Here is a 13,784-nt window from a genome sequence, read left to right on the forward strand (position 1 = left end):
CGCCCTCAGTCGAAGACGCGCACCAGGCGCCAGGTGCGGTCGGCGGCGTCGTGGCGCACGTCGAAGACGTGGGCGTCCCCGGCGTCGCTGGTCGCCTGAAACCGCCAGCCGCCGATCTCGCGCGGCAGCGCTCCCACGTCGTAGCGGTGCTCGCCGAACGGCCGCCACCACGCGGGCGCCTCCGCCCACACGGTCGGCATGTCGCTCACGCGGTAGCGCGTCGCCCGCCAGATCAGCCGCAACGGGATGCCGTCGTCGGTCGTCCACACGGCGACCGCTTCGTCGACATCGGTCATCGCAGCCACCTCCTCCATTCGAACGGATGTTCGAATGCGAGTGTAGACCGGACTGCGGACACGCGCATCCTGGACCGGTCGTCCTGCCCCCGAGACCGCCGCCCTGGCATACTGGGCCGCATGACCGACCTCACCGACCCGTCCGGCGCGTCGCTGCGCCTCAGCAACGACGAGCGCGAACGCGCGGTCGCCGCCCTCCAGTCCCACGCGGCCGCGGGGCGGCTCGACGACGCCGAGCTGCAGTCCCGCGTCGCGTCCGCGCGCGCGGCGGTCACCCGGGGCGACCTCGCTCCGCTTTTCGCAGACCTGCCGGGGACCCTGCACCTCGACGACCACGCGACGACCTCACCGTCTCCCGCGAGCGCCCAGCCCGGCGCTTCCACGCCGCCGTCCGCATCGGCCGCCTCGTTCGCCCCGGCATCCCCGGCCGCGCCGGCCGACCCGTACGGCGACGACCGCTACCGCCCGAACAACCGCTGGGGCCTGCTGGTCGTCTCCGTGATGCCGTTCATCGCGGTCATCCTCTTCTTCGTCACCAGCGGCATCTGGGGCTACCAGTACAGCTGGTTGTGGTTCCTGCTCATCCCGCTCGCCGGCGCGCTCGTGTACGGCGTCGACGGGCCGCGGCGGCGCTAGCGCGACGCTATCCCAGCGCCGTCCCGAACAGGAGGCCCAGCACGTAGGTCGCCGCCGCTGCGCCGTACCCGATGGCGAGCTGGCGCAGCGCGCGCTTGAGCGGGGACGCGCCCGACAGCAGCCCGACGATCGCGCCCGTGGCGAGCAGGACGATGCCGACGAGAGCCGCCGAGACGAGGACGGCGGTCGTGCCGCCCAGGCCGAAGAGGTAGGGGAGGATCGGGATGAGCGCTCCGGAGGCGAAGAAGCAGAAGCTCGAGAGGGCGGCGCTCCAGCCGTTGCCGATCGCCTCGTGCTCGTCCTCGACCGGTGCGCCCGCACCGGCGCCGACGGGGGCCTCGGCGGTGTAGGCCTCGAGCGTCCGCAGCGTCTCGCCGGCGCGCTCCTCGGCCTCCGCGGGGGTCATGCCGCGCGCCCGGTAGACCAGCGTCAGCTCGTTCGCGTCCACATCGAGGTGGGGGAGGGCGGAGCGGGTCGCCGGGTTGGGGCTCGAGGCCTCCAGGAGCTCGCGCTGGGACCGCACGGAGACGTACTCGCCCGCACCCATCGAGAGCGCGCCGGCGAGGAGGCCGGAGATGCCGGTCAGGAGGACGACGTGGGTCGCGACGCCGCTCGCGCTGACGCCGAGCACGAGGGCGAGGTTGCTCACCAGTCCGTCGTTGGCGCCGAAGACCGCGGCGCGGAAGGTGCCGGAGAGCCGCTGGCGGCCACGGGCGGCGAGGGCGCGGACGACCTCCTCGTGCACCTGCTCGTCGGCGGCCATCTGCGGGGTCGCGTCGGCATCGGTGGCGTAGGGGGAGCGGGCCTCGGCGCGCTGCGCCAGCGCGAGCACGAACACCGAGCCGAAGCGCCGGGCCAGCCAGCCGAGCATCCGGGTGCGCGCGTCGCCGCGCAGCGGCCTGCCGACCTGATCGCCCAGCAGATCGAGCCAGTGCTGCTCGTGGCGTCCCTCGGCGTCGGCGAGGGCCAGCAGGATCTCGCGCTCCTCGCCGCTGCGCCGCTGGGCGAGGTCGCGGTAGACCGCCGCCTCGGCGCGTTCGTCGGCCAGGTAGCGGCGCCACCGGCGGATGTCGGCGGGACTGGGGATGCGCTCGGCGGTGGTCATCGGTGCGAGTCTAGGCGACCCCGGCCGAGGCCTCCCGGAACCGGGTCGCCCAGTCGGCCGCGAGCACGCGCACGGTCTCTGGGCCTTCGATGACGAACGGGGCGCCGACGGCCGCCAGCCCGAACAGCGCCCACTCCGGGCTCTCCACCGCCATCCGCACCCGCGCTGTGGTGTCGTCGACGGGGGAGACCGTCGCCCAGCGGCCGATCGCCTCCTCGACACGCGCCGCCGACGCTCGGACGAGCGCGTCGATGACGACCTGCTCGGCCGGAGCGGAGAGGGAGGCGCGGACGTACTCGGCGGCGTCCTCCGCGGGCAGCGCGCGCGGGCGGAAGCGCGCCCCGGTGACACGCGGGTCGGTGAGGCGGTCGAGCCGGAAGCTGCGCCAGTCGAACCGGGTCAGGTCGTACGCGACGAGATACCAGCGCCGCCCGACCGACACCAGGCGATGGGGTTCGACCGTTCGGACGGACTCCTCGCCGCCGCGGGCGACGTAGGCGAACTGCAGCCGCTCCTCGTCGCGGCAGGCCTGGGCGACGGTGGTCAGCGTCTCGGCGTCGGCGACCGGGCCGCCCCGGAGCGCGGTCGCCAGGGTCGCGACGCGGAGGGCGTCGACGCGACGCTTGAGTCGAGGTGGCATTACCTGGACGACTTTGGCGAGCGCCCGCACCGACGCCTCCTCGACACCCGCGATTCCGCTCTGTGCCGCGGTGCGCAGCCCCACGGCGAGTGCGACGGCCTCCTCGTCGTCCACCACCAGCGGCGGGAGGGAGGCTCCCGCCGCGAGCTGGTAGCCGCCGGCGACGCCGCGGGTCGCGTCCACGGGATAGCCCAGGTCGCGCAGGCGGTCGACGTCGCGCCGGAGGGTGCGCGGCGAGACGCCGAGCCGATCGGCCAGCTCGCTGCCGGGCCAGTAGCGATGGGTCTGCAGCAGCGAGAGCAGCTGCAGCGTGCGCGATCCGGTGCTTGCCATGCGTCCAGTGTGCACCGGCAAGCGGCCGGATCGTGACCGCTATTCGGGCGTGCGCGGAGAGAGCGCGGGAGCTCCCGGGCGGGAGAGCGTGAGCACGGCCTCGGTGATGTGCGGGTCGCGCTCGAGGTCGTCCTCCACGAGGGCGAGGTCCGAGGCGACGTCCGATTCGCGGTCGTTGCCGACGAGGTCGACGGCGGCGACGAGGAAGAGCCGCTCGGGGCCGACGAACTCGAGATGAAGGTAGGTGACCTTCTCGACCTCCGGATGGCGGAGGAGACCGGCGAGCACGGCGCGGTGGGCGCGGTCGGGCGCCGGCTCGCCGAGCAGGAACCGGCGGTTGCGGTCGATCAGCACCACCGCCACGATCGCCAGCAGCACGCCGACCAGGATCGAGCCGAGGGCGTCGTACACGGCCTGCCCGGTGAGCTGGTGCAGGAGGATCCCCGCGAACGCGATCACCAGCCCGATCAGAGCTGCAGAGTCCTCCGCGAACACGGCACGCAGCGTCGGGTTCGAGGTCATCAGCACCTGCTCGACGGTCCCGGTCCCGCGCTCGTCGGCCAGGATGCGCGCTTGGCGGTACGACTGGAGGAACGAGATCCCCTCGAACACGAACGACACCGCCAGCACGAGGTAGGCGATCAGGTAGTCCGCCTCGGGTTCGTTCGCGCCCAGCTCCGAGACTCCGTGCATGATCGACACCACCGCGCCCGCGGTGAACAGCCCGACCGCGGCGAACAGGCTCCACACGTACGATTCGCGGCCGTAGCCTCCCGGATGCGCGTCGTCGCGGGGGCGGGCGGCCGAACGCTCGGCTTGCAGCAGGAAGACCTCGTTGCCGGAGTCTGCCCACGAGTGCGCGGCCTCCGCCACCATGGAGGCGGACCCGGTCAGCACCGCCGCGACGGTCTTCGCGATCGCGACGAGCACGTTCGCGCCGAGGGCGAGCAGCACGGTGAAGACGCTCGACGCCGTGCGTTTCGTGGCCATGCCGGTCACCCTAGTCCCGCCCGCCGCTCGGATTCGGACCAAAAGCCGTGAAAGAGTGCGGGATACCCGCGACTCGGTCCAGATCTGCAGATGTCGGTACGGCGTCGACGGCCGCAACGAGAAAAAGGTCCCGGTCGTGAGACCGGGACCTTCGCTGTGTCCGAGGGGGGACTTGAACCCCCACGCCCTATACGGGCACTAGCACCTCAAGCTAGCGCGTCTGCCATTTCCGCCACCCGGACGGGTGTTTTCGGCCTCCGGTCGAACCGGCTGCCGAAGAAAGACATTAGCACGGATCACGACCCCCGCTTCACATCGGCGGTGCATCCCGGGCGTGGCGCGTCACTCGCCGTCGCAGCGCGGACATCGCGCGCCCGCGGCCGGGTAGCGTGGGGGCCATGACCGACGACTCCACGTTCGACGACGCCGCCCTCGACGAGACCGCGATCATCGCCCGCGACCTCATCCGGTTCGACACCACGAACTACGGCGAGGGCCGGTCCAACGGCGAGACGGACGCGGCGGAGTACGTGGAGGCGCGGCTCGCGGCGCTCGGGCTGAAGCCGCAGCTCTTCGACTCCGACCCCGGCCGCACGAGCGTCGTCGCCCGGGTCCCGGGGCGCAACGCCGACAAGCCCGCCCTGGTGGTGCACGGCCACCTCGACGTCGTGCCGGCCGACCCGCGCAACTGGAGCGTCGACCCGTTCGGCGGCGTCATCGCGGACGGCCTGCTCTGGGGCCGCGGCGCGGTCGACATGAAGAACATGGACGCGATGATCCTGACCGCTGTCGGCGACATCCTGAACGCTGGGGAGCAGCCGGAGCGCGACCTCGTCGTCGCGTTCTTCGCCGACGAGGAGGACGGCGGTCGCCGCGGCTCGCACCACCTCGTCGACAACCACCCCGAGCTGTTCGCCGGCGCGACGGAGGCGATCAGCGAGGTCGGCGGGTACTCGATCGACCTCGCCGGGCGACGCGCCTACCTGCTGCAGACCGGGGAGAAGTCGCTGGTCTGGATCAAGCTGATCGCCCGGGGACGCGCCGCGCACGGCTCGCGGCTGATCCGGGACAACGCGATCACGCGGCTGGCGGAGGCGGTCGTCGCGATCGGCCGCACCGACTGGCCCATCCAGCTCACGGCGACCACCACGCGGCTCATCGACGAGCTCGGCCGCCTGCTCGACGTCGATCCCGAACGGGTCGGCCCGGACGAGGTCGTGCTGCGCACCGGGACCGCGGCCGGGTTCATCCTGGCGACCCTGCGCGCCACCACGAACCCGACGCTCCTGGAGGCCGGCTACAAGCACAACGTCATCCCCGACACGGCGGAGGCCCTGGTCGACATCCGCACGCTCCCCGGTGACGAGGACCGCGTGCTTGCCGAGGTGCAGCGCCTGATCGGCGACGACGTGGAGGTGCAGATCATGCACCGCGACATCGGGCTCGAGGCCGAGTTCGGCGGCGAGCTGATCGACGCGATCACCGGCACTCTCGAACGCCACGACCCCGGTGCGCCGGTCCTGCCCTACCTCCTGTCCGGCGGCACGGACAACAAGGCGCTGAGCAAGCTCGGCATCACCGGCTACGGTTTCGCTCCGCTCCGGCTGCCGAAGGACATGGACTTCCCCGGAATGTTCCACGGCGTCGACGAGCGCGTCCCGCTCGACGCGCTAGTGTTCGGTAGGGCCGTGCTCCGGGATCTGCTCAGCTCGTACTGAGCCGCCCGCGGTCCGCCCGCCCGCCCGACCGAACCTCCCGGAAAGCGACGCATGGAGTTCATCAACGCCCTCATCCTCGGGCTCGTCCAGGGACTCACCGAGTTCCTCCCGATCTCGTCGAGCGCGCACATCCGCATCGTCGGCGAGCTGCTCGGAACCGGGGCCGACCCGGGCGCCCGCTTCACCGCGATCATCCAGCTCGGCACCGAGGCCGCCGTGCTCCTCTACTTCTGGAAGGACATCACGCGGATCGTCTCGCGCTGGTTCCTGGCGCTGTTCGGGCGGATCCCGCGCAACGACCCGGACGCCCGCATGGGATGGCTGGTGATCCTCGGCAGCGTCCCCATCGTGGTCCTCGGGCTGTTCTTCCAGGATGCGATCGAGACGACCTTCCGCTCGCTCTGGATCGTCGCGACGACGCTCATCGTGTTCGGCGTCCTGCTCGGGATCGCGGACTGGGCGGGCGCGAAGACGCGCCGGCTCAAGGAGCTCACCTGGGGGCACGGCATCATCTTCGGCCTCGCGCAGGCCCTCGCGCTCATCCCGGGCGTGTCGCGCTCGGGCGGCACGATCACGGCGGGACTGTTCATGGGCTACCAGCGCCGCGCGGCCGCCCGCTACTCGTTCCTGCTGGCGTTGCCCGCGGTGTTCGGCAGCGGCTTCTATCAGCTCTACAAGGCGATCAAGGAGCCCTGCACCGAGGCGCTCGCGAAGGCGGGCACCTGCACGGTGGAGGTGTTCGGCCCGGTCGAGACCGCGGCGGCGACGCTCGTGGCGTTCGTGGTCGGCCTGCTCGTGATCGCGTTCTTCATGGGGTACATCTCGCGACGCAGCTTCCTGCCGTTCGTGATCTACCGCGTGGCGCTCGGTGTGCTGCTCATGATCCTGCTCGGCACGGGCGTGCTCGCCGCCTGAGCCGCGTTCCGCCGCGCAGCCGCTCAGCCGCGGCGCGGGTCGTCCGGCGCGCGCCCGGCGGTTCCGCCGTCTCGGCCGTCCCTGCCGTCGCGGCGGCGCAGGTAGCGCTCGAACTCCTGCGCGATGGCCTCGCCGCTCGCCTCCGGGGAGTCGACCGTGTCGCGCGCCTGCTCCAGCTGCTGGATGTAGGACGCCATCTCTTCGTCGTCCGCTGCGAGCGCGTCGATCCCGGTCTCCCAGGCGGCGGCCTCCTCGACCAGATTGCCGCGGGGGATGGTGACGTCGACCAGCTCCTCCAGCTTGTCGATGAGCGCGAGCACCGCCTTGGGGCTGGGCGCGTTGTGGACGTAGTGGGGGACCGAGGCCCAGATCATGACCGTCGGGATGCCGACGTCTTCCGCACCTTCGGCGAGGGCGCTCAGGATGCCGACCGGACCCTCGTAGCTGGAGCGCTCGATGCCCAGCTGGGCGCGCACGGTGGCGTTCTCGCTGGACGCGAACACCGAGATCGGCCGGGTGTGCGGCACGTCGGCGAGCATCGCCCCGAGGAAGACGACGGTGCCCACGTCGGCCGCGAGGGCCACGTCGACGATCTCGGCGGTGAAGCTGCGCCAGCTGCGCGACGGTTCCGTGCCGACGAGCAGGAAGATGTTGCCGGCGTTGTCGCCCGTCACGCTGAGCTCGGCGTCGTCGGCCAGGTCTTCCGGCACGTGCCCGGGCAGCGCGGGGCCGTAGACGATCGCCGACGGCCACACCAGGCGGCGGCGCCCGTCGACCTCTTCGACGACGGGACGGTTGAACTGGAAGTCGAAGTAGAGCTCCGGGTCGACTTCCGCGATGGGCACGACGTCGAGCTGCTCCTTGAGCGTCTTCACCGCGCCGCTGGCCGCTTCGCCCGCGTCGTTCCAGCCTTCGAAGGCGACCACGAGGATGCGCCCGTCGAGAATGCTGTCTGCGTCTGTCACTGAGCTCTACCTGGTCCTCTCGTGGCGGCCGTTCGACCGCCTCCCCACCAGAATAGGCCCGAGCGCGTACGGATAGACTTGTGGCCCGTGACCGTTCCGACCCCCGCCACCGCCTCCGACCGCTCGCTCCTCCCGGCCGCCGTGCTCTGGGACATGGACGGGACGCTGGTCGACACCGAGCCGTACTGGATGGCGGCGGAGGAGGAGCTCGTCGCCTCGTTCGGCGGATCCTGGACGCACGAGAAGGCGCTCCAGCTGGTCGGCCAGGGGCTGTGGACGTCCGCCGAGATCCTGCGGGCGAACGGCGTGGCGATGGAGCCCGACGCGATCGTCTCCTGGCTGACCGACCAGGTGCAGCACAAGCTCGAGACGCTCGGCGTGCCGTGGCGTCCGGGAGCGCAGGAGCTGCTCTCGTCGCTTCGGGCGAGCGGTGTGCCCACCGCGCTCGTCACCATGTCGGTGCGGCGCATGGCGGAGCAGATCGTCGCGCAGATCCCGTTCGAGGCGTTCGACCTCATCGTCAGCGGCGACGAGGTGGAGCAGCCGAAGCCGCATCCCGAGCCCTACCTGCGTGCCGCCGGCCTGCTCGGCGTCGACGTGCGCGACGTCGTGGCGATCGAGGACTCGGTCGTCGGGCTGACGTCGGCCGTCGCCTCCGGGGCCATGGCGATCGGCGTGCCGCACATCGTGCCGTTGCCGGAGTCGGACGAGCACGTCCTGTGGACCACCCTGGCCGGGCGCACGGCCGACGACATCGCCGCGGTCGCCGCGGCCCGCACCCAGACCCCGGAGGCATAGGCACCGATGAACGAGACCCCCCGCAGCTCCGGGCCCTTCCGCGCGGGCGACCGCGTGCAGCTGACCGGCCCGAAGAACCGGATGAACACCATCACACTGGTCCCGGGCAAGCTGTTCCACAGCCACCGCGGCGTGCTGGAGCACGACGCGATCATCGGCCTGCCGGACGGTTCGGTTGTCACGAACAACGCCGGCGTCGAGCATCTGGCGCTGCGCCCGCTGCTGACCGACTTCGTCATGTCGATGCCGCGCGGCGCGGCCATCGTGTACCCGAAGGATGCCGCGCAGATCCTGGCGCTGGCCGACATCTTCCCGGGAGCGACGGTGGTGGAGGCCGGTGTCGGCTCGGGAGCCCTCTCGCTGTGGATCCTGCGCGCGATCGGTCCGGAGGGCCGCCTGCACTCGTTCGAGCGCCGCGAGGAGTTCGCCGACGTCGCGCGCGACAACGCGGCCACCTTCCTCGGCTCCGACCCGGAGAACTGGTCCGTCACCGTCGGCGACCTCCAGGACGCGCTGCCCGCTGCCGTCGAGCCGGGGACCGTCGACCGCGTCGTGCTCGACATGCTCGCGCCGTGGGAGACCCTCGACGCCGTGACCACCGCTCTCAAGCCGGGCGGAGTGGTCATCTGCTACGTCGCCACCGTGACCCAGCTCTCCCGCGTCGCCGAGGCGATCCGCGCCACCGGCCACTACACGCACCCGCAGTCGAGCGAGACGATGGTGCGCGGCTGGCACGTCGAGGGGCTCGCCGTGCGCCCGGACCACCGGATGATCGCACACACCGGCTTCCTGCTGACGGCGCGGCGGCTGGCTCCCGGCACCGTTCTCCCCGAGCTCAAGCGGCGGCCCTCCAAGAGCGACTACTCCGACGAAGACGTCGAGGCATGGACGCCGGGCGCCCTCGGCGAGCGGGAATCCAGCCCGAAGAGCCTCCGCAAGCGGATGCGGGAGGCATCGACGAGTGCCGGGCTCGCCAAGGCGCGCGACGCCGCCGGTGCGGACGAGGACGCCCCGACCGTCGACTAGCATGAGAGGTCGTGAGGTCATCGCACCTCGCGACCTCCCCACCGATCGCATCGAAAGAGGACCCGTGCGCAGAGCTACCGCACTCGTCGTGGCCGCCGGCCTTGCCGCCGTCGTGCTCACCGGCTGTTCGTCGAACCCGAACGCGAGCTGCGACGGGGCACTCCCGTCGGGCAAGGCCTCCGACCTGGTCTCCGCGACCGGGAAGATCGGCGCGACGCCGAAGGTGGAGGTCCCGGCGCCGGTGGACACCAGCACCTCGCAGCGGACCATCCTCACCGAGGGCACGGGCGAGAAGGTGCAGCGCAACCAGATGCTCGAGATCACGTACAGCGTGGTCAACGGCGAGACCGGCGAGGTCGCCGGCAGCAGCTCGTCGACCCAGCTCTACGCGACCGGCACCGACGCCATCGGCAAGGGCCTCCTGTGCGCCCCGGTCGGCTCGCGGGTCGCGATCGTCGTCTCCCCGAAGGACTCGGGTGCGCAGGAAGGGACGGGCTCGCCCTCGCCGATCTACGTCATCGACGTCGTCAAGGCGTTCCTCCCCGCAGCGAACGGCGCGGTGCGTCCCGCGGTGTCCGGCTTCCCGACCGTGGTGCTCGCGCCGACCGGTCAGCCGGGCATCACGATCCCGTCCGGCTCCGCGCCGACCGCTGTGCGCAGCGAACTCCTCAAGGAGGGCGATGGCGCGGCGGTCGCGAAGGACAGCCAGGTCGTCCTGCAGTACACGGCCGTGGGCTGGGAGGAGAAGAACGTCGTGACCAGCAGCTGGACGACCTCGCCCGACCTGGTGGACATGAGCACCGGCTCCAGTTCGCTGCAGCAGCAGTCGAGCTCCGTGCTCCCGCAGGCGATGCTCAGGGAGCTCGTGGGCAAGAAGGTCGGCTCGCAGGTCGTCGTCGAGACCCCGAAGGACGGCAACTTCCCGGCCACCGCCTGGGTCGTCGACATCCTCGGAGTCAAGTAGTCCCGGACTAAGATGGACGGGTGCCACGAACCCCGTCCTCGCCTTCGCGCGTCCCCGTCGAGGAGCGTCTGTTCAGCCTCGTGCTGGCGCTGCTCGCCACGGAGGCGGGACTGACGAAGAACGAGATCCTGTCGACCGTCCAGGGCTACCGGCAGCGTTTCGCGGCGCACGGCGACAACAGCAGCCTCGAGCGCCAGTTCGAGCGCGACAAGGACGACATCCGCGAGCTCGGGGTCCCGTTGGAGACGGTGGAGTCGCCCGAGGCGTCGGGCAACAACCAGCTGCTGCGCTACCGCATCCCGAAGGGCGCGTACGACCTCCCGCAGGACGTCTCGTTCTCCCCGGAGGAGATCACGCTGCTCGGGCTGGCCGCCACGGTGTGGCGCGAAGGTTCGCTCTCGGGCGAGTCTCGGCGCGCGCTGATGAAGCTGCGGTCGCTGGGCGTGGAGGCGGACGACCCGGTGGTCGGCTACGCGCCACGGCTGCGCGTGCGCGAGGCCGCCTTCGAGCCGCTGAGCCAGGCGCTCGAGCGCCATGCCATCGTGCAGTTCCCCTACCTCAAGCCGGGGGAGACCGCCTCGCGGCTGCGCACGGTCGCACCGCTGGCCCTCGTGCAGCACCAGGGGCGCTGGCACCTGCAGGGCATCGATCAGGACGCTCACGGCTCGCGCACGTTCCTGCTGTCGCGCATGGTCGGCCCGGTGAAGGTCACGACCCGGACGTTCGAGCCGGAGGGGGACGGCTTCGCCGAGCGCGCCCTCGCCGATCTGGACGCCATCTGGGAGGCCAACGTCGCCGAGATCCGCGTCGACCCGGGCACGGACGCGGCGACGCGCCTGCGCAAGCGATACGGAGACGCGGTGCCGGCGCACGACGCGGGGGAGGCGTTCACGCTGACGGTGAACTTCTCGGACATCAACATCCTTGCCGACCAGCTCGCGAGCTTCGGACCGGAGGTGCTGGTGGTGTCGCCGCCCGAGCTGCGCGAGCAGGTGCTCGCGCGACTCCTCGCCACTGCCCGCGCGCACGGAGCGGAAGACCTCGATGGCTGAGCGCCGCCGTCCCATGCAGGCGCAGGACAAGCTCGCTTTCCTGCTCGCCCTCGTGCCGTACCTCATGGACCGTGACCGCGTGACGGTGGTGGAGGCCGCCGCGCACTTCGGCGTCGAGCCGGAGCAGCTGCGCGAGGCCGTGCGCCTGATCGCGGTCTCGGGCGTCCCCGGCGAGACGAACGCCTACCAGCCGGGCGACCTCTTCGACATCGCCTGGGACGACTTCGAGGACAACGACCGCATCGTGCTCACGCACCAGGTCGCCATCGACGACTCGCCGCGCTTCTCGGCGCGCGAAGCCGCCGCACTGATCGCCGGACTGCAGTATCTGACGTCCCTGCCCGAGAATGCGGACCGCGACGTGATCGGCTCGCTCATGGCGAAGCTCGCCCGAGGAGCCTCCGCCGCCCCCAGCCAGGTGGCGGTGGCACGGTCCGAAACGGACGAAGCCCTGGCCGTGATCCGGGATGCGGTCATCGCCGGCACCCGGCTCGACTTCGACTACCGCAACTCGCGCGGCGAGCGGGAGCGCCGGCGAGTGGACCCTCTGCGGGTGGAGTCGATCGACCAGGACTGGTACCTGCGGGGCTGGGACCACGCGCGCACCGCGCTGCGCACGTTCCGGCTCGACCGCATCGAGGGACTCACCGCGACCGACGTCCCGATCGCCTACCGACCGGGTGACGTCACGCTCCCCGAGACGCTGTTCGAGGGCACCCCGGACGACCAGCTCGTCCGGATCGAGGTGTCGGCCTCCGCCGTCCCGCTGATCGAGGACTACATCCCCGAGGGTGCGGAGCGGATCGAGCGGGACGGCGTCGTGACGACCAGCGTCCGCGTCGCGCACTTCCACGGGCTGAAGCGCCTGGTCGGCGGCCTCTCCGGCGTGCTGACCGTCCTCGATCCTCCCGAGGCGCGACGGGTCGTCGCCGAGTGGGCCGCGGCCGGCGCCGCGCGGTACCGGTAGGCTTCCCGCATGCCGTGGTGGTCGTGGCTGCTCATCTGGACCGGGCTGGTGCTCGGTCTGATCGGCATGCTCGCGTATTTCGCGTGGAGCCTCCTCCGCAAGGTCGTGGCAGCGGCGAAGGAGGCGGGCGCCCTCATGGAGAAGGCCGAGGTGCTCCAGGGGCGTGCCGACGAGCTGAAGGAGGAGGCGTTCCACTCCGCCGTCTTCGCCGACGCCGCCGAACTGCGCGCCGGACGCGAGCAGTCGCGTGCCGACAAGGAGTTCGCAAGGCAAGCTCGCAGGGATGCGCGCGTGCGGCGCGGTAAGCTACTCGTCAAAGCCGATCCCTCCCGCTTTGAACACGTGACTCGAAGGACCTCATAATGCTCGGTGGACTCACCGGATGGCATCTGCTCATCATCCTCGCAGTGATCCTGCTCCTCTTCGGTGCGCCGAAGCTTCCCGCCCTCGCGAAGAGCATCGGCCAGTCGATGCGCATCTTCAAGGGCGAGGTCAACGAGATGAAGAAGGACGGCAAGGACGCCGACGCTTCGCCGGAGACGGCCGCGGACTCGTCGGCCGAGACCAAGCCGAAGCCGTAACCCGGTGGCCTCCACCAAGCGAGGCAAGAATCGCGAGGGGCGGATGTCGCTCGCAGAGCACTTCGTCGAGCTTCGCAAACGCCTCTTCCGGTCGGCGATCGCGCTCCTCGTCGGGGCCGTCATCGGCTGGTTCCTCGCCGATTTCGTCATGGACGCGCTGCGCGGCCCGATCACGCAGATCGCCGAGCAGCAGGGCCGCGAGGCGACGCTCAACTACGACAGCATCACGGGTGCCTTCGACCTGAAGATGCAGGTCGCGGTGACGATCGGCGCCATCATCTCCAGCCCGGTCTGGCTCTATCAGATCTGGGCGTTCTTCGTCCCCGCGATGACCCGCAAGGAGCTGAAGTACGCCTTCGGCTTCTTCTTCACCGCCGTGCCGCTGTTCATCGCCGGCGGTGTGGTCGGCTGGCTGCTCGTGCCGCACATCGTGAGCCTGCTGACGAGCTTCGCACCGGAGCAGGACGCCGCCATCATCGGGGCGAAGACCTATTTCGACTTCATCATGAAGCTGGTGCTCGCCGTCGGCATCGCCTTCGTGCTGCCGGTGTTCCTCGTGCTGTTCAACTTCATCGGCATCCTGAGCGCGAAGTCGATCATCGCGTCGTGGCGCTGGGCGCTCATCCTGATCGTCCTGTTCACGGCGATCGCGACGCCGGCGGCCGACGTGCTCTCGATGTTCCTGCTGGCGATCCCGATGGTCGGGCTGTACTTCGCCGCATACGGCGTCGCCTGGCTGCACGACCGCCGCGTGGCGAAGACCGCGGATCGGCTGGAGGCCGAGCTTGCGGCATAGTC

Annotated in this window: 16 protein-coding genes and 1 tRNA gene; 11 read left to right on the top strand and 6 right to left on the bottom strand. The window is 71.1% G+C overall.

From position 1 onward, the window contains the following. Positions 1–5: 5 nt before the first annotated feature. Entirely contained in the window at positions 6–296 is a 291-nt protein-coding gene (locus LLS1_RS17060; RefSeq protein WP_223356490.1) for a DUF6504 family protein, read from the bottom strand. A 120-nt stretch (positions 297–416) separates the two neighbouring features. Between LLS1_RS17060 and LLS1_RS17065 the strand changes: the two genes are divergently transcribed. Next, on the top strand, positions 417–932 hold the full coding sequence (locus LLS1_RS17065; protein ID WP_226657419.1) for a DUF1707 domain-containing protein: 516 nt from the start codon (positions 417–419) through the stop codon (positions 930–932). Between the two features lie 7 nt (positions 933–939). On the opposite strand, the gene LLS1_RS17070 is transcribed toward LLS1_RS17065, so the two are convergent. The 4 genes from LLS1_RS17070 to LLS1_RS17085 all read right to left on the bottom strand — a co-directional run bounded on the left by LLS1_RS17070 (position 940) and on the right by LLS1_RS17085 (position 4,242). Then, positions 940–2,037 (bottom strand): VIT1/CCC1 transporter family protein, encoded by a 1,098-nt coding sequence (locus LLS1_RS17070; RefSeq protein ID WP_226657420.1) that lies wholly within the window; start codon positions 2,035–2,037, stop codon positions 940–942. A 10-nt stretch (positions 2,038–2,047) separates the two neighbouring features. Beyond that, positions 2,048–3,010, bottom strand: a complete 963-nt coding sequence (locus tag LLS1_RS17075; RefSeq protein WP_226657422.1) for a YafY family protein — start codon at positions 3,008–3,010, stop codon at positions 2,048–2,050. A 39-nt stretch (positions 3,011–3,049) separates the two neighbouring features. Next, entirely contained in the window at positions 3,050–4,000 is a 951-nt protein-coding gene (locus tag LLS1_RS17080; RefSeq protein WP_226657424.1) for a cation diffusion facilitator family transporter, read from the bottom strand. Between the two features lie 157 nt (positions 4,001–4,157). After that, positions 4,158–4,242, bottom strand: a tRNA-Leu gene (locus LLS1_RS17085). 156 nt (positions 4,243–4,398) lie between these two features. Here LLS1_RS17085 and LLS1_RS17090 point away from each other — a divergent pair. After that, positions 4,399–5,718 carry a M20/M25/M40 family metallo-hydrolase gene (locus tag LLS1_RS17090; protein WP_226657425.1) on the top strand — a complete coding sequence of 440 codons (1,320 nt, stop codon included), beginning with the start codon at positions 4,399–4,401 and terminating at the stop codon, positions 5,716–5,718. A gap of 51 nt (positions 5,719–5,769) precedes the next feature. Next, positions 5,770–6,633, top strand: a complete 864-nt coding sequence (locus LLS1_RS17095) for an undecaprenyl-diphosphate phosphatase (protein ID WP_223356477.1) — start codon at positions 5,770–5,772, stop codon at positions 6,631–6,633. 23 nt (positions 6,634–6,656) lie between these two features. Here the strand turns inward: LLS1_RS17095 and LLS1_RS17100 are convergent, their stop codons facing one another. Further along, a complete protein-coding gene (locus LLS1_RS17100; RefSeq protein WP_226657427.1) occupies positions 6,657–7,598 on the bottom strand; it encodes a proteasome assembly chaperone family protein in 942 nt (313 codons plus the stop codon). Between the two features lie 87 nt (positions 7,599–7,685). On the opposite strand from LLS1_RS17100, the gene LLS1_RS17105 reads away from it, so the two are divergent. The 8 genes from LLS1_RS17105 to tatC all read left to right on the top strand — a co-directional run bounded on the left by LLS1_RS17105 (position 7,686) and on the right by tatC (position 13,782). After that, the gene (locus LLS1_RS17105; protein ID WP_264186949.1) at positions 7,686–8,396 is read left to right on the top strand and encodes an HAD family phosphatase; all 711 of its coding nucleotides are present in this window, start codon (positions 7,686–7,688) and stop codon (positions 8,394–8,396) included. A 6-nt stretch (positions 8,397–8,402) separates the two neighbouring features. Continuing rightward, on the top strand, positions 8,403–9,422 hold the full coding sequence (locus LLS1_RS17110; RefSeq protein WP_226657428.1) for a tRNA (adenine-N1)-methyltransferase: 1,020 nt from the start codon (positions 8,403–8,405) through the stop codon (positions 9,420–9,422). Positions 9,423–9,486: 64 nt separating this feature from the next. Then, positions 9,487–10,386 (top strand): peptidylprolyl isomerase, encoded by a 900-nt coding sequence (locus LLS1_RS17115; RefSeq protein WP_226657430.1) that lies wholly within the window; start codon positions 9,487–9,489, stop codon positions 10,384–10,386. Positions 10,387–10,406: 20 nt separating this feature from the next. After that, entirely contained in the window at positions 10,407–11,438 is a 1,032-nt protein-coding gene (locus LLS1_RS17120) for a YafY family protein (protein ID WP_226657432.1), read from the top strand. Continuing rightward, entirely contained in the window at positions 11,431–12,405 is a 975-nt protein-coding gene (locus tag LLS1_RS17125) for a YafY family protein (protein WP_226657433.1), read from the top strand. Before LLS1_RS17120 ends, LLS1_RS17125 begins: the two co-directional genes overlap by 8 nt. A gap of 9 nt (positions 12,406–12,414) precedes the next feature. Then, positions 12,415–12,768 carry a hypothetical protein gene (locus LLS1_RS17130; protein WP_226657435.1) on the top strand — a complete coding sequence of 118 codons (354 nt, stop codon included), beginning with the start codon at positions 12,415–12,417 and terminating at the stop codon, positions 12,766–12,768. Next, on the top strand, positions 12,768–12,986 hold the full coding sequence (gene tatA, locus LLS1_RS17135) for a Sec-independent protein translocase subunit TatA (RefSeq protein WP_223356462.1): 219 nt from the start codon (positions 12,768–12,770) through the stop codon (positions 12,984–12,986). Before LLS1_RS17130 ends, tatA begins: the two co-directional genes overlap by 1 nt. A 43-nt stretch (positions 12,987–13,029) precedes the next feature. After that, positions 13,030–13,782: a twin-arginine translocase subunit TatC gene (tatC, locus tag LLS1_RS17140; protein WP_223360957.1), complete on the top strand. Its 753-nt coding sequence runs from the start codon at positions 13,030–13,032 to the stop codon at positions 13,780–13,782. Positions 13,783–13,784: the final 2 nt, after the last annotated feature.

The sequence above is a fragment of the Leifsonia sp. LS1 genome (genome assembly GCF_020521355.1).
In the GTDB taxonomy this organism is placed as follows: Bacteria; Actinomycetota; Actinomycetes; order Actinomycetales; family Microbacteriaceae; genus Leifsonia.

Bases quoted from the DNA above. Each gene is read 5' to 3' on its own strand.
- LLS1_RS17060 (WP_223356490.1), bottom strand. From the start codon at position 296: ATGACCGATGTCGACGAAGCGGTCGCCGTGTGGACGACCGACGACGGC.
- LLS1_RS17065 (WP_226657419.1), top strand. From the start codon at position 417: ATGACCGACCTCACCGACCCGTCCGGCGCGTCGCTGCGCCTCAGCAAC.
- LLS1_RS17070 (WP_226657420.1), bottom strand. From the start codon at position 2,037: ATGACCACCGCCGAGCGCATCCCCAGTCCCGCCGACATCCGCCGGTGG.
- LLS1_RS17075 (WP_226657422.1), bottom strand. From the start codon at position 3,010: ATGGCAAGCACCGGATCGCGCACGCTGCAGCTGCTCTCGCTGCTGCAG.
- LLS1_RS17080 (WP_226657424.1), bottom strand. From the start codon at position 4,000: ATGGCCACGAAACGCACGGCGTCGAGCGTCTTCACCGTGCTGCTCGCC.
- LLS1_RS17090 (WP_226657425.1), top strand. From the start codon at position 4,399: ATGACCGACGACTCCACGTTCGACGACGCCGCCCTCGACGAGACCGCG.
- LLS1_RS17095 (WP_223356477.1), top strand. From the start codon at position 5,770: ATGGAGTTCATCAACGCCCTCATCCTCGGGCTCGTCCAGGGACTCACC.
- LLS1_RS17110 (WP_226657428.1), top strand. From the start codon at position 8,403: ATGAACGAGACCCCCCGCAGCTCCGGGCCCTTCCGCGCGGGCGACCGC.
- LLS1_RS17125 (WP_226657433.1), top strand. From the start codon at position 11,431: ATGGCTGAGCGCCGCCGTCCCATGCAGGCGCAGGACAAGCTCGCTTTC.
- LLS1_RS17130 (WP_226657435.1), top strand. From the start codon at position 12,415: ATGCCGTGGTGGTCGTGGCTGCTCATCTGGACCGGGCTGGTGCTCGGT.
- tatA (WP_223356462.1), top strand. From the start codon at position 12,768: ATGCTCGGTGGACTCACCGGATGGCATCTGCTCATCATCCTCGCAGTG.
- tatC (WP_223360957.1), top strand. From the start codon at position 13,030: ATGTCGCTCGCAGAGCACTTCGTCGAGCTTCGCAAACGCCTCTTCCGG.